We start from the raw sequence: 20,011 nt of genomic DNA on the forward strand, positions 1-20,011 counted from the left end.
GCAGGCCATACGGTGGGGGAACCGAGGCCCTCCACTTGTAGGTAACACCTACCGCGCGCTCCGCGCGCGAAGGACGCCGCCTACCGGCGGCCGGTCAGGATCCGCACGTCCACCCGTTCAACAAACGGCCCATGCGGCTCCAACACCTCACCCAACGCCCGCCCAAACGCCACCCGATCCGCCGGCAACTTGTCCACCGGCAACGCGGACAACGCCCCACCCACAATCCGCTCCACATCCAACAAATCGTCATACTCAACCAAATGCCGATGAACCTCAAAATGCTTCGCCAACGCATCCGCATAACGCTGCTGAGTATGCTCATCCGCCCCGCAAGTCAAAACCAACTTAGTACCCAGGTACTCCTCCAAAAACGCCCGCAACGCCCGCGACCACTCACTATCCTGCAACCACAACGGCGTGCCATTGGTAAACACAGCCACCCCGCCCCCACTCCGCACCACCGGCTGAACCTCCCGAAACAGCCGCTCGTGATCCATCCAATGCAGCGCCTGCCCGATGGTCACCGCCCCAACCTCTCCCACCGCCAACCCCAGCGCAGGAACGTCCGTATCCGCCCCCAACACCCAACTCACATTCGACACGTCGGCCACATCAGCCGCCCGCCGCGCCGCGACCAACATGTCCGCCTCGGGATCCACCCCAACCGCCGCCCGCACCCGCCGCGCGAACGGCACAGTCAGCTGCCCGGTGCCACACCCCACATCGACCACGACGTCATCGCGCCCCAGCCCGAACTCGGCCACGACCACATCCACCGCCGCGTCCGGGTAACCACGTCGGTACCGCTGGTAGAACTCGACCACATCACCGCGAAAGCCCAGGTCCACACCCCCAGCGTGGACCTGGGCCCGCCCAACACCAACCCCCTACAGTGCGCCCTCGGCGAACTGGGCCGCGTACAGCCGGTGGTAAGCGCCCTCGGCGGCGATGAGTTGCTCGTGGGTGCCCTGTTCCACGATCCGCCCGGCCTCCATGACCAGGATCAGGTCGGCGTCACGAATGGTGGACAACCGATGGGCGATGACGAAGCTGGTCCGGGACGACCTCAGCGCGGCCATCGCGTGCTGCACGAGCGACTCGGTGCGGGTGTCCACCGAGCTGGTCGCCTCGTCCAGGATCAGCAGCGCGGGGTCGGCCAGGAACGCGCGGGCGATGGTGATCAGCTGCTTCTCGCCCGCGCTGACGTTGCCGCCCTCCTCGTCGATCACCGTGTCGTACCCGTCGGGCAGAGTGCGCACGAAACGGTCCACGAAGGCCGCACGCGCAGCCGCCACGACCTCGTCGTCTGTCGCGCCAGGGCGTCCGTAGGCGATGTTGTCCCTGATCGTCCCGCCGAACAGCCAGGTGTCCTGGAGGACCATGCCGGTCCTCGAACGCAGGTCCTCGCGGCGCATCGCGGTCACGTCCACGCCGTCGAGGGTGATCCGTCCGCCGTCCAGCTCGTAGAACCGCATGATCAGGTTGACCAGGGTCGTCTTGCCCGCACCGGTCGGGCCGACGATGGCCACGGTCTGGCCCGGCTCGGCGACCAGCGACAGGTCCCGGATCAAGGGCTGCTCGGGGGTGTAGGAGAAGGCCACGTCGTGGAACTCCACCCTGCCCCGCCGCGCGGCAGGCGCGACCGCGTCCACCGGGTCGGGTGTCTGCTCCTCGGCGTCGAGCAACTCGAACACGCGCTCGGCCGACGCCACCCCGGACTGCATCAGGTTCGCCATCGACGCCACCTGGGTCAGCGGCTGGGTGAACTGGCGGGAGTACTGGATGAACGCCTGCACCTCGCCCAGCGTCATCGTCCCGGACGTGATGCGCAGCCCGCCGACCACGGCGATGGCCACGTAGCTGAGGTTGGACAGGAACATCATCATCGGCATGATCAGGCCGGACACGAACTGCGCCCCGGTGGAGGACTCCACCAGTTCGTCGTTGCGCCGCCGGAACTCCGCCTCGGACTCCTGCTGCCGGCCGAACACCTTCACCAGCTGGTGCCCGGTGAACGCCTCCTCGATGTGGGCGTTGAGCGCACCGGTCTGCTTCCACTGCGCGATGAACAGCTTCTGCGACTTCTTGCGGATCCGCCCGGTGACCACGACCGACGCGGGCACGATGGCCAGCGCGATCAGCGCCAGCAGCGGCGAGATGGTCACCATCATGACCAGCACGCCGATCACGGTCAGCCCGGACATCAGCAGCTGGCTCAGCGTCTGCTGCAACGTGGTGGCCACGTTGTCGATGTCGTTGGTGACCCGGGACAGCAGCTCGCCGCGCGGTTGGGCGTCGAAGTAGCGCAGCGGCAAGCGGTGCAGCTTCTCCTCCACCTCCTCGCGCAGCCGGAACACGAACCGCTGCACCACGTCGTTGAGGATGCGAGCCTGCACCCAGGCGAACGCCGACGACGCCAGGTAGAGCGCGGACACCCACGCCAGGACCTCGCCGAGGGCGGCGAAGTCGATGCCGGGGCCGCCGCGCGCCTGCCCGAGCACGCCGTTGAAGACGATGTCGGTGGCGTGGCCGAGGATCTTCGGGCCGGCCACGCCGAGGCCGACGCTGATGACGGCCAGGACCAGCACGGCGACCAGGACGTTGCGCTCACCGCGCATCCGGTTGGCCAGCCGCCGCGCGGACGGTCCGAAGTTCTGGGCCTTGCCGACGGGCATGCCCATGCCGGGGAACGGGCCGCCGCCCACGCGGGCCGGTGGACGGGTGGTGGTTGGGGCGCTCATGCGGCCTGCTCCACGGTGAGCTGGGACTGGACGATTTCGACGTAGGTGGGGCAGGTGTCGAGCAGTTCGCGGTGGGTGCCGACGCCGACCACGGCGCCGTTGTCCAGCACCACGATCCGGTCGGCGTCGAGGATGGTGGACACCCGCTGCGCCACGACGACCACCGCGGACTGCGAGGTGTGCGGCTTGAGCGCCGCGCGCAGGCGGGCGTCGGTGGCCACGTCCAGCGCGGAGAAGGCGTCGTCGAACAGGTACACCTCGGGCCTGCGGACCAGCGCCCGCGCGATGGACAGCCGCTGCCGCTGCCCGCCGGACACGTTGGTGCCGCCCTGCGTGATGGCTGCCTCCAAGCCGCCCATCGCCTCGACGAAGTCGCGGGCCTGCGCGATCTCCAGCGCCTCCCACAGCTCCTCGTCGGTGGCGTCGGGCCGGCCGTAGCGCAGGTTGCTCGCCACCGTGCCGGTGAACAGGTACGGCCGCTGCGGCACCAGGCCCAGCTTGGCGCGCAGCGCGTCCGGGTCGGCCTCGCGGACGTCCACGCCGTCGACCAGCACGGACCCGGCGGTGACGTCGATCAGCCGGGGCACCAGGTTGAGCAGGGTGGTCTTGCCCGCGCCCGTGCTGCCGATGACGGCGGTGGTCTGGCCCCGCTCGGCCCGGAAGCTCACGCCGCGCAGCACCGGGTCCACCGCGCCGGGGTAGCGGAACTCGACGTCCCGGAACTCGACCTCGGCGAGCGCGGGCAGTTCGGCGACCGGCCGGGACGGCGGTGTCACGGACGGCTCGGCGTCGAGGACCTCGTTGATCCGCTCCGCGCACACGGCGGCGCGCGGCACCATCATGGAGATGAAGGTCGCCATCGTGACCGACATCAGGATCTGCATGAGGTAGCTGAGGAACGCGGTCAGCGCGCCGATCCGCATCTCGCCGGTGTCCAGGCGCAGCGCGCCGAACCACAGCACGGCGACGCTGGAGCCGTTGAACAGCAGCATCACCACGGGGAAGGTCATCGCCTGGAGGCGGCCCACCCGCAGGGCGGTCTGGGTCAGGGCGGTGTTGGCGTCGGCGAACCGCTGCGTCTCGGCCCGTTCCCGCACGAACGCCCGCACCACGCGGATGCCCGAGAGCTGCTCGCGCAGCACCCGGTTGACGTCGTCGATGCGCTCCTGCATCCCCCGGAACAGCGGGACCATCCGGCTCACGATCAGGCCCACGGCGATCACCATCGCCGGCACGAACGCGACCAGCAGCCAAGACAGGCCCACGTCCTCCTGCAAAGCCATCACGATGCCGGCGGCGCACATGATCGGCGCGGTGACCAGCATCGTGCACACCATGACCACGAGCAGCTGCACCTGCTGCACGTCGTTGGTGTTGCGGGTGATCAGCGAGGACGGCCCGAACGCGGCGACCTCGCGCGCGGACAGCTCGCCGACCCGGTGGAACAGGGCGGAGCGCACGTCACGGCCGAACCCCATCGCCGTGCGCGCGCTGTAGTAGACGGCGCCGACCGAGCAGACGATCTGCACGGCGGTGACCAGCAGCATCCAGCCGCCGGTGGACAGGATGTAGCCGGTGTCGCCGGTGGCGATGCCGAAGTCGATGATGTCGGCGTTGAGGCTGGGCAGGTACAGCGAGGCGACGGTGCCGACGAGCTGGAGCGCCAGCACGGCTGTCAGCTCGCGCCTATAGGGCCTCAGGTAGACCCGGAGCAGGCGGGTAAGCAAGTTTCCCCCATAAGAAACCGATCGTGTCTAATACGGGGTACGGTAGACCCGTGGGGTAAGAAACGCAACGTATCTTAGGGGCAGGGTGACGGACTCGAAGTCGCGCCGCAGGGGAGCGGAGCTGGAAGCGGCCATCCTCGACGCCGCGTGGGCCGAGCTGAGCGAGCACGGCTACGGGCGGCTGACGATGGAGGGCGTCGCCGCCCGCGCCGGGACCAGCAAACCGGTGCTGTACCGGCGGTGGGCCAGCCGGGCGGAGCTGGCGCTGGCGGCCTGGAACAGCCGGGTCTCGGTGCAGGTCGAGACTGCCGACACCGGGGCGCTGCGCGAGGACCTGCTCGCCCTGTTCGACCGGATCGCCCGCCGCGCCGACTCGATGGTCAACGGGATCGTCGCGGGCGTGATGGCCGAGGCGTTCCGGCACCCGGAGGTGGCCGAGTTGCTGCGCGAGCGGCTGGAGCGCCCGACGGGCCTGACCGACGCCGTGGAGCAGATCGTGGACCGTGCGGTGCGGCGCGGCGAACTGCCGCCCGTGCGGCTGACCCACCGCGCCGCCCGCACCCCGTTGGACCTGGTGCGCAACGAGTTCATGACCTGCGGCGGGCCGGTCGACGACAAGGTGATCGCCGAGTTGGTCGACGAGGTGTACCTGCCGCTGCTACGCGGTCTCGGTCCCGGCCGACCGGGTCACAGCGGGACCACGTAGGAGAGGAAACCTCGGTTCTCCGCCACCTGGTCGTACAAGCGCCGCGCGGTCTCGTTGCTCTCGTGGGTGTGCCAGTACACGCGCGAGCACTCCCGGTCCCGCGCCCACTCCACCACCCCGTCGATCAACGCCCGCCCGACCCCCAACCCTCGGGCGTCCGGCGCGGTGAACAGGTCTTGCAGGTAGCAGACGTCCGGTGCGGTCGTGCTGGCGTGCACCAGGAAGTGCGCGATGCCGACCAGCCGACCGTCGTGCCGGGCGCCTAACGCGTGCATCCGCACGTCCCGCTGGAACTCCCGCCATGCCCGGTCCAGCAGCAACGCGGGCAGGTCACGGCCGTAGAAAGCGTTGTAGCCGACGAAAAGCTCCTCCCAGGCCGGGCGGTCGGCGGGCAGGAGCGGCCCCAGGGTGATCATGCGCGACACCCTACGGGTCTAGGCTGCCCAACCGGACCTGGCGACCGAGCGCGGAGGAACGATGGGCCAGTCGGCGAGGCAACTGCTGGACAGGATCAGGGACGAGGTCGCAGGCGGGCACGGCGAGAACCGGTTCGTGCCGCTGGTCGAGGCGGGCACGGCACCGCTGTCGTCGATCGGCGCGCTGGCCGTGGAGGAGAGCCGGATCGTGCCGGGCGACTGGCGCAGCTTCCTCACCCTCGCCGCCCAGGCCGACGAACCCGCCGCGCGCGGTTTCTTCACCAGCCTGGCGCAAGGCGAAGGCCTCGTCCTCCCGCTGCTGGAACCCCTGGCCCGCAAGGCCGGCGTGGACCCGGCGAAGTACCGCTACCGGCCCGGCTGCCAGGCGTACGCCTCGTACGTGGCCTGGCTGGCCCTCAACACCGAACCCGCCGTGGCGGCCGTCGCGATGCTGACCAACTTCGCCGCCTGGGGCGAGTACTGCGGCCGGATCTCGGCCGGCCTGCGCGCGCACTACGGCTTCGAGGCCGAGGACACCGCGTTCTTCGACTTCTTCGCCACCCCGGTCCCGGAACTGGAACAGCAGGGCGTGGACGCGGTGCAGGCGGGCCTGGACGCGGGCATCTCCTTCGACCGCGCGGTCGAGCACGTGCGCCTGCTCCAGGGCTACGAGCTGATGTTCTGGAACACGCTGGCCGACGCGTCCTGATCCGGCGCGTGGATCCAAGCGGTGGTCGCGGTTTCCTTCACCACGACCTGAACCCGGCGATAGGCGAGGCGATCGCAGACCGAACTGTGCCGGACGACTTCGTCGAAGAACCAGGATGAGGTGATCACCGCCAGTGCTCCCGACGAGTTCGCCAGTTCGCTCTTGAGCCGGGCGGCGTCCACGAGCCGGAAGGTCAGGTTGATGGCGGTCGCCGTGACGCCGTGGTCGTCGTAGTTGACCTCGCCCGCGTGCAAGGCCATGCGGAGTCGGATCCGCTGTTCGGGGGGATGGGTGGTGTTGTGCGCGTGCAACGCCCTGGCGAGCGCTCCGGGCAGCTCTTCGACAAAGGGGCCTTTGATCATCTCGGCCGGGGCCAGGATCAGCACGCCGTCCCCGCGGTCTTCGAATTCGCAATCGGAGTGGGAAATCCCGGCTTGGCGGAAGGCCTGCCGCAGAGTCCGATAAAGGGCCGAGCGCACCACAACCTGATCCAGATTGGTCCGGCGACGATCGCCGAACGCCTCGACGTCCACCACCAACACGGTGCGGTGCACCGCACCGCGCCGTCTCTTCGTCGCGACACGTGTGCGTGCCCGGTCCGCCGGCGCGGGCACGGCCACTGGACGCGCCAACCAGGTCGCGTACCCGACGATGGTCACGACGAGAAGCAACACAGCTGAAGACGACAACCAGGTCAGCGCATTCACCGTCGTCCCCTTCCGGTCCATTGACCGATGGAACGTCGACGGTGCCCCATGTTCACAAGGCTCGCATGTGCGCTGGCCTGCACATGTGCGGCATGCGATCTCGCAGAGAACCTTTGTACGCGCCGCGCACATCTCAGGTCGATCTCTGGCGAACCCGGAGCCCGGATCCTACCGTCGTGGTGTCCAGCCGCGATGGGAGGCAGGCCCATGAGCAGTGCGCACCCCCGACGCAGCCAAGCTGGAACCGTCCGGATGATCCTGGGTGCCGCCGAGGTCGCCAACTGGTCCAAGGCCGAGACCGTCACGGAGATCTGTCGCCAGTGCGAGGTCAGCCCACTGCGGGCGCACCGATTGGCCCACGGCTGGACCTTGGCCGAGGTCGCCGCGCGGGTACGCGCCCATGCGGCGGCCAACGGGCTGCCCACACCGCATGTCAGTCACCCGAACGTGTCCCGTTGGGAGACCGGAACCGAGAAGCCGTCGGCCCGCAACCTCGACGCGCTGTGCCAGGTGTACCGGGCCAGGCCCGACATCCTCGGATTCGGCGCCGACTACACAGACGAGCAACTCGACGGTGGGCGACGCCGCGGCGCACCACCGGCAGGCCACTCATCCGACACCGGTGACGTCACGGAGGATCGCATGCGACGCAGGGATGTGCTTCGAGGACTGCTGTCCACAGCGGGCGTCGGGTTCGGCGGGGCGGCCCTCGACGCGATCGAGGGCACCCGGCAAGCCTTGATGAACGCCCTGCAAAGCCGCTCGGTCGAGCCCGGCACCGTCGACTGGTGGGAGGAACAGGCCGATCACCACGCCGGTGCGTACCGGACGATGCCGGCGCCTCGCCTGCTGGCCGAGGTGACCTTGGACTTCGACGACCTCCAGCAACTCCTCGCCCAGCGCCAGCCACTGGACAGCCAGCAGCGGCTGACCGCCGTCACCGCGCGGATGGCCGGCCTGGTCGGCATCCTGTGCGTCGACGTCGGTGCGGTTCGAGAGGCTCGACGCTGGTTCCACACCGGGCAGATCGCTGCCGAGGAGGTCGACGACCGACCGCTGCGAGCCTGGCTCTACACCCGCGAGGCGCTCGCGTCGCTCTACTACGGCTCCGCGACGGAGGCCGCTTCACTGGCCAGGACGGCTCGGCGTCTGGCCGGTGGCACGACCCTGTCGACAGCTTCCGCGATGGCGCCGGCCGTGGAGGCGCGCGCCCTGGCGAGCATGGGACGAGGTGCGGAGGCACTCGCCGCGATGCGCCACAGCGAGTTGGTCTTCGAGAAACTCCCCGAGTCCGTCACCCGAGGTGGCGTCTTCGGCTTCACGGAACCGAAACTCCGCTTCTACCAAGGAAATGTGTTGGCCCGTGCCGCGGGGATGAACCGGGCGCTCACCGTGCACGACCAGGCGCTGCGCCTCTATCCGGAGCACGACCGCGTAGATCGTGGGCACATCCGGTTGGACCAGGCTCTGACCTTGTTGCGTCACGGCGAACTGGACGAGGCTTGCCGTCGGATCGGCCAGACCTTCCTCGGCTTCACCGGGGACGAGGGCATCAAGCCGGTCGCGGCGCAGGCGCTGGAAATCCACCGCACGATCAACGAGCGACACCGACGGCACGCCGCCGTCCGGCAACTCGACGAGATCCTGGCCCTGCCCCACAGGGAGAATTAGCGGATCGCGCAGCGCTCGCGGGCGGCGGGTCGGCGTCTAGGTCCGTCAGCCGACGCGTCCCAGGTCCGGCGCGTCGATGCGGCCCTCGGCGTGGAGGTCCAGGAACAGGTCCACCACGTCGGGGTCGAACAGCGTGCCCCGGCCCGTGCGCAGCACGACGAGGGCTTCCTCCGGCGAGAACGCGGGCCGGTGCGGGCGGTCGGCGAGCAAGGCCGCCCACACGTCGCACACCGCCACCACCCGGGCCTCCCACCGGATCGCGGTGCCGGCCAGGCCCTGCGGGTAGCCGGAGCCGTCGTAGCGTTCGTGGTGTTGCCGGATGGTCTGCGCGACCGGGAACAGGCCCGGGACCGTGTCCACCAGGCGGAAGCCGTGGTCGGGGTGTTGGCGGACCACCCGCCACTCGTCGGCGTTCAGCGCGGAGGGTTTGAGCAGCACCGCGTCCGGGATGACGACCTTGCCCACGTCCCGCAGCCGCGCCGCCAGGCCCGCCACCCGGACGCTGTGCTCGTCGTGGCCCAGTTCCGCCGCCAGCAGCCTCGCCCACCGGCCCACGGCCCGGCTGTCGTGCCGCGACGACAGGCGCAGGTCCACCTGGTCGGCGATGCGGCACAGGTGCTCCACCGCGGGCTGCTCGGCGTCCGCGCCGCCCGGGTCCCGGCCCGCGCCCACCACCGCCCGGTCCCGCCCGGCCACCTTCGCCGCGTACAGCGACCGGTCCGCCGCCGCGATGATCGCCGCCGGGTCGCCGCCGTGCTCGGGGTAGCACGCCGCGCCCACCGACACCGTCACGCCCAGCGCCGCCGTGTCGGACGCCGTGATCGGGCCGCCCGCCACGCTCTCCCGCAGCCGCCGCGCGATCGATGCCAGGTCCGCTGGCCCCACCCCCGGCGCGAGCAGCGCGAACTCCTCGCCGCCGTACCGGGCCACCACGTCACCGGCTCTCGCCGCCCGCCGCAGCCGGTCGGCGACCTCCACCAGCACGCGGTCCCCGGCGGGGTGGCCGTGGTTGTCGTTGATGGACTTGAACCGGTCCACGTCGGCGATGAACACCGCCACCGACCCGCCGCCCCGCCGTGCCCGCTCGACCTCGATCGGCAGCTGCGCCACGAAGAACCGGCGGGTGTGCAGACCGGTCAGCGCGTCGGTGATGGCCAGCCGCCGCTGGTCGGCGACCATCGCCGCGAGCCGCGCGATGACCAGCACGAACAGCATCGCGCACGCCGCCGCGATCACCGGGATGTCCCGGAACCGGCCGGTCGCGTGCTGGAGCACCAGCATCGCGGGCGCGATGAGCGCCGCGCCGCACAGCGCCGCGATCCGGCCCCACCCCAGCACGTTCTCCCGCGTGGCGCTCGGCTCGGCCAGCCGCGCCATCGTCGGGTGCAGCGCCGCCGCGCCCAGGGCCAGGTTGCCGCCCAGCCAGATCGCGTCGAGGAAGTTGCCCGCCTGGTAGCTGCCGTCGAGCTGGCGCAGCACGTAGAGCGTGTCGGCGGTGAGGATGGCCAGCAGGTTCGCCGACAGCAGCGCGAACGACCCCGACCGCCTGCCCCGCCCCAGCACCAGCCGCAGCGCCACGACCAGCATCGCCAGGTCCATCACCGGGTAGGCGACCGACGCCACCGCCACCGGCAGCGGCTGGTCCAGCCGGGCCCGCGGCCCGATCAGGTACAGCCACGACAGCATCGCCGCGACCACCGCGAGCACCGAGGCGTCCAGCAGGCTCGGCAGGTCCCGACCCGGGCTGCGCCTGCGGATCAACAGCACCAGCGCCACCACGACCAGCGGGTAGTGCCCCAGGTAGAACGCGTCGGCGAGCGAGGGGAACGCGGTGCTGCCCAGCAGGTAGTGGTTGACGTAGAAGGTGCAGTCGGCCAGCGAGTACACGACCTGGCTCAACCCCAGCAGCAGCCACGCCACCCGCGCGCCCGCCCGGTTGCGCACCGCGGCGAACAGCACGACGACCGCCGCCGACGTGCTGGTGAGGCAGTACACGACGACCCTGGCGGCGATGCCCGCGCCCTCGCGCGGGATCAGGTAGTAGGCGGTGATCGCGACCAGCCCGACCGCGAGGTAGCCGAGCCAGGCCCTGCCCGAGAGCGGGCGTGGGCCGTGCGCACTCATGTGGTCTCCGCGTGGTCGCCTGCGTGGTGCGGTGGGCTGACGGTCTGCGGCAGCGGCGTCCACCGGTTCGCCAGATCATGCCGCAAGCCCCGCGCGGCGGGGAACCCGGACCGGTGCTCCATTGGTGTCAAAAGCTTTCCGCCGGTGGCAAAGGACTTTTCACTGGCATCAACGGCTTTCAGCCGAGCGATCCTCGCGTTCGGCGGCCGTGCGCACCGGTCGCAGGACGACCCGGCCGACCACCTCCACGAGCAGCCCGGCGGCCACGCCGATCGCCGCGCCCACCAGCAGGCGTTGCGGCGTCACGGCGAGCAGGAAGACGCCGGTGCCCAACGCGGGCACGGCGAGGATCAGCGCGGCGGCCCCGGCCAGGCCCGCGAGCAGGGCGAGCTTCCACCGGGTCAGCGGGCGGGCCAGCAGCGACAACGTCCACAGCGACGCGATCAGCACGACGACGGTCGCCACCGTCTGGCCCGCGGCACGCCCGGCTCCCGGCTCCAGCCCGCGGATGGTCAGGTCGCCCGCGTAGGCCGCGAGACCGATCACCGCGCCGGTCGGCACCGCCAACCGCAGCACCCGGCGCAGGAACCCGGGCACGTACCGGCGGCGGTTGGGCGCCAGCGCCAGCACGAAACCGGGGATGCCGATCGTGGTGGCCGAGATCAGGGTCAGTTGGATGGGCGCGAGCGGGTAGGCCAGCGCGGTCGCGACCACGACCAGCGCGAGCACCAGCGAGTAGACGTTCTTGACCAGGAACAGGTTCGCGGCCCGCTCGATGTTGGCGATGACCCGCCTGCCCTCGGCCACGACGTCGGGCAGGTGCGCGAACCGGCTGTCCAGCAGCACCAACTGCGCCACGGCCCGCGTCGCCGCCGCGCCGTTGCCCATCGCCACCCCGATGTCGGCGTCCTTCAACGCCATCGCGTCGTTCACGCCGTCGCCGGTCATCGCCACGACGTGCCCCTTCCGTTGCAGCGCACCGACGATGGCCCGTTTCTGCTGCGGCGTGACCCGACCGAAGACGACCTTGCGCTCCAGCACCTCGGCCAGCGCGTCCGGGTCCTCGGGGAGGGTGCGGGCGTCCACGGCGTCGGTGGCGCTCTCGACGCCCGGCACACCGACCGCCGCGGCCACCGCGCCCACCGTGCGGGGGTTGTCGCCGGAAATCACCTTCAGCGCCACACCCTGCTCGGCGAAGTACCGCAGGGTGTCGGCGGCGTCGTCGCGGATGCGTTCGGCCAGCACGACCAGGGCGCGCGGGGTGAGGTCCGGGGGAAGGGTGGGGTCGGTGTGGTGGTCGGGGGTCGAGGCCAGGACGAGGACCCGTTTGCCCTCGGCGGCGATGTCGGCGGCCCGGCCCGGCAGCCCGGTGGTGACGCCGGGGAAGACCATCTCGGGCGCGCCCAGCACCCAGGTGCCGTGGCCGTCCGCGCACACCGCCGACCACTTGCGGGCCGAAGAGAAGGGCACACCGCCGGTGCGCTGCCAGGTGCCGGCGGAGAACTCGGTGCTCAGCGCGGCGGAGGTGGCGTTGGCGTCGGGGGCGGACGCGCAGAGCGCCAAGGCCTCGCGGACGTCGTGTGGTTCGGTGTCCGTGACCAGGCGTTCGAAGGCGATGTCGCCGTGGGTGAGGGTGCCGGTCTTGTCGAGGCACACGGTGTCCACGCGGGCCAGCACCTCGACCGCGGGGAGTTCCTGGACCAGGGTCTGCTTGCGGGCCAGTGACACCGCCGCGAGCATGAACGCGAGGCTGGTCAGCAGCACCAGACCCTCGGGCACCATGCCGACCAGGCCCGCCACCGCGCCGGTCACCGCCTCCTGCCACGTGTCGGTGTCGGGCGTCTCGAACTGGCTCCACAGCAGCAGCGGCCCGACCACGAGCATCACCAGCGAGATGCCCTTGAGGAGCTTGTTGGTGCCCTGGACCAGCTCCGACCGCACCACCGTGAACCGGCGGGCCTCGGCGGCCAGGCGGGTGGCGTAGGCGTCGGCGCCGACCCCGGTGGCCACGAACCGACCGCCGCCCGCGACCACGATCGACCCGGACCGCACCTCGTCCCCGACGTCCTTGGCGACCGGGTCGGACTCGCCGGTCAGCAGCGACTCGTCGATCTCCAGGCCGTTGGTCGAGGTCAGCGTGCCGTCGGCGACCACCTGGTCCCCGGTGCGCAGCTCGATCAGGTCGTCGGCGACCACCTCGGCGACGTCGAGCTCGGAGGTCCGGCCCTCGCGCACCACGCGGGCGTGCGGGGCGTTGAGGACGGCCAGGCGGTCGAGGGTGCGCTTGGCGCGCAGCTCCTGCACCACGCCGATGGCCGTGTTGGCGACGATGACCAGCCCGAACAGGCCGTTCTGCCAGTGCCCGGTCAGCAGGACCAGGACGAACAGGGTGGCCAGCAGGCCGTTGAACGGGGTGACGACGTTCGCCCGCACGATCTGGGCCGTGCTGCGACTGGTGCGCGCGCCGACGGCGTTCGTGCGACCGGCGGCCACGCGCTCGGCGACCTGCGCCAGGGTCAGGCCGTCGGCGCTGACGAGCGTGTCGGACATCCCCACCTCCGCCGCCATCGTGCCGTGGATCGTCCGGGGCCGCCCGATCAGCGCCAGGGCTGGTCAGGAGGGGTCTGGTCAGCGGAGGTCGACCACGACTGCGGCGGCGTTGTCCTCCCGGGCGACGGCGACCAGCGCGCGGGCGGCTTCGGCGGGGTCGGTGGTGCTGCGGGTCAGGCGGGTGATGGCGGCTTGGTCGGTGGTGCGGTGGATGCCGTTGGTGAGCAGGACCAGGCGGCCGGGACCGGAGCCGTGGACCACGCTGTGGCCGCCTTTGCGCGCGGTGGTGGTGACGACGAGGTCCAGGCGCGGGTTGACGGGCACGCCGCGGTCACGCAGGTACTGACCGATGGTGTGGTCGGTGGTCAGGAGCGCGGTGGAGCCGGCGTCCGGCAGGTAGTACGCGCGGCAGTCGCCCACCCAGGCCACGGACCAGTGCTGGGTGGTGCCCGAGGCGACGACCAACGTGGTGTCGCCGAGGTCCTGCTGTGGCGCGCGAGGCCGACCGGTGTCGTGCGCGGGCGTCTGTGGGAGATTCTCGGCGGCCGGGCGGGGGAGCGGGACAGCGAAAGGGCTGGTGGGCAGTGCGGTGACGTGCAGAGCACGCCGGACGTCCTCCATCGCCTCGGACACCCCGGCGCGCCACGCGGCGTCCACGGCCTCGGCGACGGCGAAGCGGGCGGCGGACGCGGCGGCCTCGGTGTCGCCGATGCCGTCCGCCACGGCGGCGGCGAACGCGATGGGGGATGCGGCGGTGGAGGAGGTGCGGACCGCGGCGGCGTCAGCGGCCACCCGGCGGGCGCCGCGGGCGGTCGCCCAGCCCGCGGTGGGCAGGGCGGTGGGGAACAGGACGGTCATGGCGGGCCTCCGGAGTCCAGAGACGGTTGTCCACCACCGATGATCCGTGCCTTGCCTGAGTGTGGCCTGTGAAGATTGGGGTAGTGGCCACGATAACTTCAGTGTTGACTAAAGTTCGCCCTCAGGAAGTGGTCCAGCGCCAGACCAGCGGAGGACGACCGCCCTGAGGAAGAGCCGCGGCGTGTTGGGTGGTTCGTTCCAGGCCTGGGATGCGGTCCATCGTCCGGCCCAGGTTGGCGGGGTAGGGGCGGTCGCCGGTGAGGGCCTCGGTGGCGTCCAGGGCCTGGGCGGTGGTGAATTCCCGGCCCAGCAGGCCCGCGGTGAAGACCGGGTCCCGCCAGAGCTTGTCGGCCAGGATCGGGCGGCAGTCGGCGACCATCCGGTTGTGGTCGAAGGCCAGGGGCGGGAGGTCGTCCAGGCGGGTCCAGGTGGGACCGGTGGGGTCCGCGCTCGGGTCGAGGGTGGCCCACAGGGCGATGGACAGGGTGGGACCGCGGGGGTCGCGGTTGGGCTCGTCGAACGTCGTGAGCTGGCCGGTGGCGGTGACTTCCGGCAGGCCCAGCTTGGTCGTGACGGCGCGGAGGGCGGCGTCGCGGAGGCGTTCTCCCTTGCCCAGCAGGACGCCGGGGAGGGCCAGGGAGCCGGCGAACGGGTCGAACGCGCGCGGTGCGACGGCCAGGTGGACGGTGTGGGCGTCGGTGTCGAAGCGCAGGGTCAGCACGTCCACGGACACCAAGGTCGATTCGATGCGCGGCGCGTTCATGGTTGCCCACTTTAAGCGGGGACAGGGGTGTGGACGGTGTAGGAGGTGCGGTCCGGGCCGTGGCCCTCGATGTCGACGGGGAGGCCTTGGCGGTCGAACCAGTCCGCGGGCAGAGGTTCCAGTTCGGGGGTGCAGTGGGTGAGGAAGTGGGTCCGGTCGTGGGCGGGGAGGGTGGTGGTTCGGCCGGTGGGGGTGCGGTAGGCGGTGGCGACGTGGGTGGCGGGGGTGTCCCTGTGGGTGACGGCCAGGGCGTCGGGGCGGGCGTGGGTCAGGGCGTGGCGGAAGAGGACGGCGTCGAAGTGGCCGGTGCGCCAAGCGCCTTGGTAGGTGCCGGTGTCGTTGTGGAGTTCCCGGTGGGGGAGCGCGGTGTCCTCCGTGGGGAAGGGGCCTGCGCCGTGGCGGGTGTGGTAGGTGCGGGTGACGCCGATGACGCGGGCCGGGCGGCCGGCGAGCAGGGCGCGGGCGTTGCGCGGGGTGGTGGTGGACCAGGTGGTGTGGGGGTGGAAGCCGTGGGTTTCGTCCAGTAGGACGCCTTGTGCGCCTTCGAAGACCAGGCGGCCGGTGTCGGCGAGGTGGTCGAGGTGGCCGTCGTCGACTACGCGGACGGCGTCGGCGAAGGCGGTGTAGAGGTGGATCAGGTCGTCGACCTGGGTGCCGTCGCCGATCAGGGGTTCGTAGAAGCGGGCGAGGGTGTCGAGTTTGCGGCGGAGGAGGGCGGGGTTCCGGCAGTCGCCCACGGTGGGGGCTTGGCCGGGGACGCCCAGGACTCGCTGGTGTTCGACCGTCTCGCCGGGCTGGTGTCCGGACAGGAGGGAGTACCAGACGGTTTCGCCGATGCCCTTGCCGCACGAGCCGTGGCGCCGGTCGCCGCGGGCGTCCTCGCGGGCGCGGTTGGCGGCGATGTGCAGGGGAGTGGTGAGCAGGGCGTCGGCGTGGACGGTGAGCATCGCCAGCGGGTCGGGGACGCCCAGGTCGGCCAGCTCGCGGGTTTCGGTGGCCAGGGCGATGGGTTCCACCAGGACGTGCTGCGACAGGTGGGTCGGCACGCCCGCGAGCGTGCCGGACCCGTACTGGCTGAACGTGTGGTGCCGGCCCTCGGCGACGACGTTGTGCGCGGCCTGGGCACCGCCGTTGAAGCGGACGACGGCGACGGCGGGGCCGTGGGCGCACAAAGCGTCCACGACCGCGCCCTTGCCTTCGTCGCCGAAGCCCAGGCCGACGACGATCACGTGCTCGGTCATGCCAGCGTGACGTCGTCGGGGCCGTCGAGGTCGGCGGGTGCGCCGGACGTGGCGACCGCTGTCGATCCGACCTGCACCAGGGCCTTGCCCACGGCGCGGCTCTCCTCGGCCGACCCGACCTCCGCGAGGTCGACCAGGGCCTGGTCGAGGTCCACGACCCGTTCCTCCAGTCCGATGGTGGCGGCGATCAGCTCGCACACCGCGCCGGGGTCGTCGAGCTTGAGGAAGTGCTGGCCGAGCAGGCCGCGCCAGTGGTCGGCGATCTCGGGGTCGTCGTAGTAGTGGGACTGGTTGGGCAGGACGAAGTAGACGTGCCACTTGCGGGTCAGCTCGCGGTAGACCGAGGCGGGGTCGATGTCCTGGTGGACGTCGTCGCCGATGATCCGGCGGATGTGGCGGGCCTCCAGGCGGGGCTTGTTCAGCTCGTCGCCGATGAGGAACAGGTAGCCCTTGCGGCCCCGCTTCTCCCAGGCGTCGGTGGTGACGTGGCGGGCGACGAAGTAGGCGGCCAGTTCGTAGGACTCGCTCTTCTGCCCGCCGCCGTTGCCCTCCAGGAAGATGGTGCGCAGCTGCTCGTCCATGCGGTTGTCGGACTCGAACTGGCCGACCTGGAGCGGGACGCGGTCGCTGTCGGCGTCGCCGATGCCGCCGAAGAGCAGCTGCGGGTCGGTGAGGTAGCCCTTGCGCTGCAACAGGCCGTGCAGCTTGCCCAGCTTGCGCTGCATGATCTGGGGGACGCGGCCCATCGAGCCGGTGACGTCGAACAGGACGGCGATCGGGGTGGAGTCGGCGTGGTCGGCCGAGTCGCGGCACTCGCGGGCGGTGACGCCCAGCGGGTCGAGGGTGGGGTCGGCCTTCCACTTGTCGCGGGGGCCGGACTTGAGCTTGGCGGTGTAGCCGAAGTCGTCCAGGCCCTTGGCGGCGCGGAAGGTGCGGGCGGCGGCGTAGGCGTTGTCGTCCCAGCGTCCGTGTCCCATGATCAGGCTCCTTGTCGGGGGAGGGCGAAGGGCCGGAAAGTCCTTGCGCCGTAGAGGTCTTCCAGGAGTTGGTCGTACTCGTCGAGCAGGTCGGCGGCGTCGGGGCGGGCCGTCGGGTCGTCCTGCATGCACCCTCTGGCGAAGGTGCGTTGACGGGTTTCGCCGGCGCTGAGGAGGTCCAGCATGAGCTGGTGTGCCATGTGGACGTCGGCGGCCGGGGTGAGGGGTTGCTTGCGGGTGGTCTCGGGCGGGTAGGTGGTGGTGCGGTCGAGGGCGAGCGGGGGTTGCCCCGTTTCCACGGCGAAGGACCATCCGATGAGGACGATGCCGTGCTGTCGCGGGTGGACAAGGACGTTGTCGGCGGTGACGGCGCCGTGGACGAGACCGGCCCGGTGCGCGCCGGCGAGGGCGCGCAGGAGTCGGCGGTGCATCCAGGCGTAGTCGCGGCCGTCGAGTCCTCGCGGGTAGGCGGTTTTAACGTCGGTCAGGGTGACGAAGCCGTCGACGAGCGGGTCGAGGACGGTGAAGGCGCGTTCTCCGCGCCCGACGTCGCCGGTGTCGTGGAGGGTGGGGTAGTAGGGCTTGAGCCAGCGGTGCTCGTCGGTGAACCGGGCGAGGGTGCGCAAGGCGTGCCATTCGGCGTGCAGCAACGGGTTGAGCGCGGGGTTGCGGACGAGTTTGACGACGTGCCGGCCGTCGGTCCGGTAGAGGTTGGCGACACTGCCGACCGCGTGCAGGTCGGCGAGCCGGTAGGTGCCGCGCGGGGTGCGCAGGGTGACCGGTTCGGCGCGCCGCCAGTCGTGGTAGAGGCGGGTGAGGTCGGCCGAGGCGCGGTGGGCGCGGGTGTCGTCAGGGCCGACGCGGTCGGGGTGCAGGGCGGTGGCGAGTGCGCGGTAGAGGCGCTGGGCGTCCTTGCGGCGGTCGGGGTGGGGTGGTCCGAAGAGGCGGGTGGGTTCGGCGCCTTCGACCCGGTCGAGCGCCTCTTCCCTCGTGAACATGGTTTGAGTCTAACGGACTCAAACCCTGGCCGCAACCGTCCACCGACGACCGGCCGCCCAAGCTCACCCTGCGCACCAACCGGTCGGGTGGTCTGTGATTTGCTGGACCGGCGGAGGGAAGGCTTTGTCAGTGCGTGCGCGTGTAGTTCTCGTGGTGATGGCGCTGGTGGCGTCGTCGGTGCTGACCGGCGCGGCCACCGACCGCACCCGCTGTGCGGACCTCGTCGGACCGTTCCCCGGCGCCGAGGTCACCAGCGCGGCCCTGGTAGACGGCGAGTACTGCGACGTGCAAGGCCGAGTCGCCCCAAACATCCGCTTCCACCTCAAGCTGCCCACTGACTATTCGGGCCGCTACCTACAACTGGGCTGCGGCGGCTTCTGCGGCGAACTGGCCACACCCACCCTGCGCCCCTGCGGCACGGTGCCCGGCAACATGGCAGTAGCCACCACCGACGACGGCCACACCGGCACCGGAGACGTCCCGTCAGTCGACGCGAGCTGGGCGCAGAACGACAGAGCAGCCCGAGACGACTGGCAATTCCGCGCGCCACACGTGGTGTCCCGAACCGCCAAGCAAGTCATCACCCGCTACTACGGCGCACCACCCACGTACTCATACTTCTCCGGCTGCTCCGGCGGCGGCCGAGAGGCCCTGCTACTAGCCCAGCGCTACCCAGACGACTTCGACGGCATAGCCGCAGGCGCCCCCGCCAACCACCTCTCGGCCCTGGTAGTCCACGAGGCCTGGCTGTCCCACGCCAACACCGCCCCCAACGGCACCCCAATCCTGACCGCAGACAAGCTGCCCGGCCTACACGCCGCCGTCCTAGCCGCCTGCGACCACCTGGACGGCCTGTCCGACGGCCAACTAGAAGACCCCCGCGCCTGCACCTTCGACCCAGCAACCCTCCTGTGCCCAACCGCCGGCGCAGCATGCCTAACCCCGTCCCAGGTAGACACCGTCCGCAAGCTCTACGACGGCCCCCGCACCCCAGACGGCCGCCGCCTCTACCCAGCAGGCCAAACCCGAGGCTCAGAACTGGCATGGACCCGCTGGCTAATCCCCACCACCGAGACCCCCTCCCTGGCCGCAAGCCTGGCCGATGCCTACCTACGCAACCTCGCCTACCCAATCGGCACCAAACACACCACTCTGGCCAACTTCACCTTCACCGCCCCAGAGTTCCACCGCCTAACCGCAGAAGGCGTCCGCGCCAACGCCATGAGCACCGACCTGAAGGCCTTCCACCGCACAGGCGGCAAACTCCTCCTATGGCACGGCTGGAACGACGAGGCCATCCCACCGGCAGGCACCCTGGACTACTACGCCCGCCTATCCGCCCAACACCCAGAAGGCCTGTCGGACTGGGCCAGACTCTTCATGGTCCCGTCCCTACACCACTGCGGCCAAGGCGACACCCTAACCACCTTCGACCCCCTACCAGACCTGATCCGCTGGACAGAACACAACACACCCCCCACCCACATCACGGCCCAAGGCCACACCCCCAACGGCACCCCCCGCACCCGCCCGATCTACCCGTACCCCCAACAAGCGACCTACACAGGCACCGGCTCCCCCAACGAAGCCACAAACTTCACCCCCACCACCCCACCCCGATCCAACGACCTAACCGACTGGCTAGGCACCTACCTACACCGCCTCCCCGGCCCAGTCGCATAGCCCGAGCCCCCGACGCCACCCCATCCGCCCACAGCCGCGCCCCTCGCGCGCAGCGCGGGTCGGCGGAGCCGGCGAGTGGGCAGTCCGCCGGGGAGGACACAACTCAACTTGGGCTTCTTGCTTGTGTCATCCCCGT

General features: G+C 70.9%; 16 protein-coding genes. 4 read left to right on the forward strand and 12 right to left on the reverse strand.

Annotated features, from left to right (window positions below; genetic code table 11):
- Positions 1-80 precede the first annotated feature (80 nt).
- From WBN91_RS33245 to WBN91_RS33255, 3 genes are read right to left on the reverse strand one after another with little or no spacing between them, the layout of a single operon-like run.
- On the reverse strand, positions 81-851 hold the full coding sequence (locus tag WBN91_RS33245) for a class I SAM-dependent methyltransferase (RefSeq protein WP_337728278.1): 771 nt from the start codon (positions 849-851) through the stop codon (positions 81-83).
- Positions 852-890: 39 nt separating this feature from the next.
- Positions 891-2,744 (reverse strand): ABC transporter ATP-binding protein, encoded by a 1,854-nt coding sequence (locus tag WBN91_RS33250; RefSeq protein WP_337728277.1) that lies wholly within the window; start codon positions 2,742-2,744, stop codon positions 891-893.
- The gene (locus WBN91_RS33255) at positions 2,741-4,471 is read right to left on the reverse strand and encodes an ABC transporter ATP-binding protein (protein ID WP_337728276.1); all 1,731 of its coding nucleotides are present in this window, start codon (positions 4,469-4,471) and stop codon (positions 2,741-2,743) included. Before WBN91_RS33255 ends, WBN91_RS33250 begins: the two co-directional genes overlap by 4 nt.
- Positions 4,472-4,556: 85 nt before the next feature.
- On the opposite strand from WBN91_RS33255, the gene WBN91_RS33260 reads away from it, so the two are divergent.
- On the forward strand, positions 4,557-5,177 hold the full coding sequence (locus WBN91_RS33260; protein ID WP_337728275.1) for a TetR/AcrR family transcriptional regulator: 621 nt from the start codon (positions 4,557-4,559) through the stop codon (positions 5,175-5,177).
- On the opposite strand, the gene WBN91_RS33265 is transcribed toward WBN91_RS33260, so the two are convergent.
- Positions 5,159-5,593: a GNAT family N-acetyltransferase gene (locus WBN91_RS33265; protein WP_337728274.1), complete on the reverse strand. Its 435-nt coding sequence runs from the start codon at positions 5,591-5,593 to the stop codon at positions 5,159-5,161. The two genes, WBN91_RS33260 and WBN91_RS33265, sit on opposite strands and share 19 nt — an antisense overlap.
- Positions 5,594-5,654: 61 nt before the next feature.
- On the opposite strand from WBN91_RS33265, the gene WBN91_RS33270 reads away from it, so the two are divergent.
- Positions 5,655-6,302 (forward strand): transcriptional regulator, encoded by a 648-nt coding sequence (locus tag WBN91_RS33270; RefSeq protein WP_337728273.1) that lies wholly within the window; start codon positions 5,655-5,657, stop codon positions 6,300-6,302.
- Here the strand turns inward: WBN91_RS33270 and WBN91_RS33275 are convergent.
- Entirely contained in the window at positions 6,260-7,009 is a 750-nt protein-coding gene (locus WBN91_RS33275; RefSeq protein WP_337728272.1) for a hypothetical protein, read from the reverse strand. The genes WBN91_RS33270 and WBN91_RS33275 overlap by 43 nt on opposite strands.
- A 252-nt stretch (positions 7,010-7,261) precedes the next feature.
- Between WBN91_RS33275 and WBN91_RS33280 the strand changes: the two genes are divergently transcribed.
- On the forward strand, positions 7,262-8,680 hold the full coding sequence (locus WBN91_RS33280) for a helix-turn-helix transcriptional regulator (protein WP_337728271.1): 1,419 nt from the start codon (positions 7,262-7,264) through the stop codon (positions 8,678-8,680).
- A gap of 45 nt (positions 8,681-8,725) precedes the next feature.
- Here the strand turns inward: WBN91_RS33280 and WBN91_RS33285 are convergent, their stop codons facing one another.
- The 7 genes from WBN91_RS33285 to WBN91_RS33315 form a co-directional block, all read right to left on the reverse strand.
- Complete coding sequence (locus WBN91_RS33285) at positions 8,726-10,804, reverse strand: bifunctional diguanylate cyclase/phosphohydrolase (RefSeq protein ID WP_337728270.1); 2,079 nt, start codon at positions 10,802-10,804, stop codon at positions 8,726-8,728.
- A 168-nt stretch (positions 10,805-10,972) separates the two neighbouring features.
- Positions 10,973-13,354 (reverse strand): HAD-IC family P-type ATPase, encoded by a 2,382-nt coding sequence (locus WBN91_RS33290; protein ID WP_337728269.1) that lies wholly within the window; start codon positions 13,352-13,354, stop codon positions 10,973-10,975.
- Positions 13,355-13,432: 78 nt separating this feature from the next.
- Complete coding sequence (locus WBN91_RS33295) at positions 13,433-14,212, reverse strand: protein phosphatase 2C domain-containing protein (RefSeq protein WP_337728268.1); 780 nt, start codon at positions 14,210-14,212, stop codon at positions 13,433-13,435.
- 121 nt (positions 14,213-14,333) lie between these two features.
- Positions 14,334-14,975: an NUDIX hydrolase gene (locus WBN91_RS33300; protein ID WP_337728267.1), complete on the reverse strand. Its 642-nt coding sequence runs from the start codon at positions 14,973-14,975 to the stop codon at positions 14,334-14,336.
- A gap of 11 nt (positions 14,976-14,986) precedes the next feature.
- Positions 14,987-16,216, reverse strand: a complete 1,230-nt coding sequence (locus tag WBN91_RS33305; RefSeq protein WP_337728266.1) for an adenylosuccinate synthetase — start codon at positions 16,214-16,216, stop codon at positions 14,987-14,989.
- Entirely contained in the window at positions 16,213-17,193 is a 981-nt protein-coding gene (locus WBN91_RS33310; protein ID WP_337728265.1) for a hypothetical protein, read from the reverse strand. Before WBN91_RS33310 ends, WBN91_RS33305 begins: the two co-directional genes overlap by 4 nt.
- A gap of 2 nt (positions 17,194-17,195) precedes the next feature.
- Complete coding sequence (locus tag WBN91_RS33315; RefSeq protein ID WP_337728264.1) at positions 17,196-18,191, reverse strand: adenylate cyclase; 996 nt, start codon at positions 18,189-18,191, stop codon at positions 17,196-17,198.
- A 130-nt stretch (positions 18,192-18,321) separates the two neighbouring features.
- Here WBN91_RS33315 and WBN91_RS33320 point away from each other — a divergent pair, with 130 nt between their 5' ends.
- Positions 18,322-19,875, forward strand: coding sequence for a tannase/feruloyl esterase family alpha/beta hydrolase (locus WBN91_RS33320; protein ID WP_337728263.1), 1,554 nt, complete (start codon positions 18,322-18,324; stop codon positions 19,873-19,875).
- The last annotated feature ends 136 nt before the right edge of the window (positions 19,876-20,011 follow it).

This window comes from Saccharothrix sp. CCNWYY140, from assembly GCF_037401995.1.
Lineage (GTDB): Bacteria > Actinomycetota > Actinomycetes > Mycobacteriales > Pseudonocardiaceae > Actinosynnema.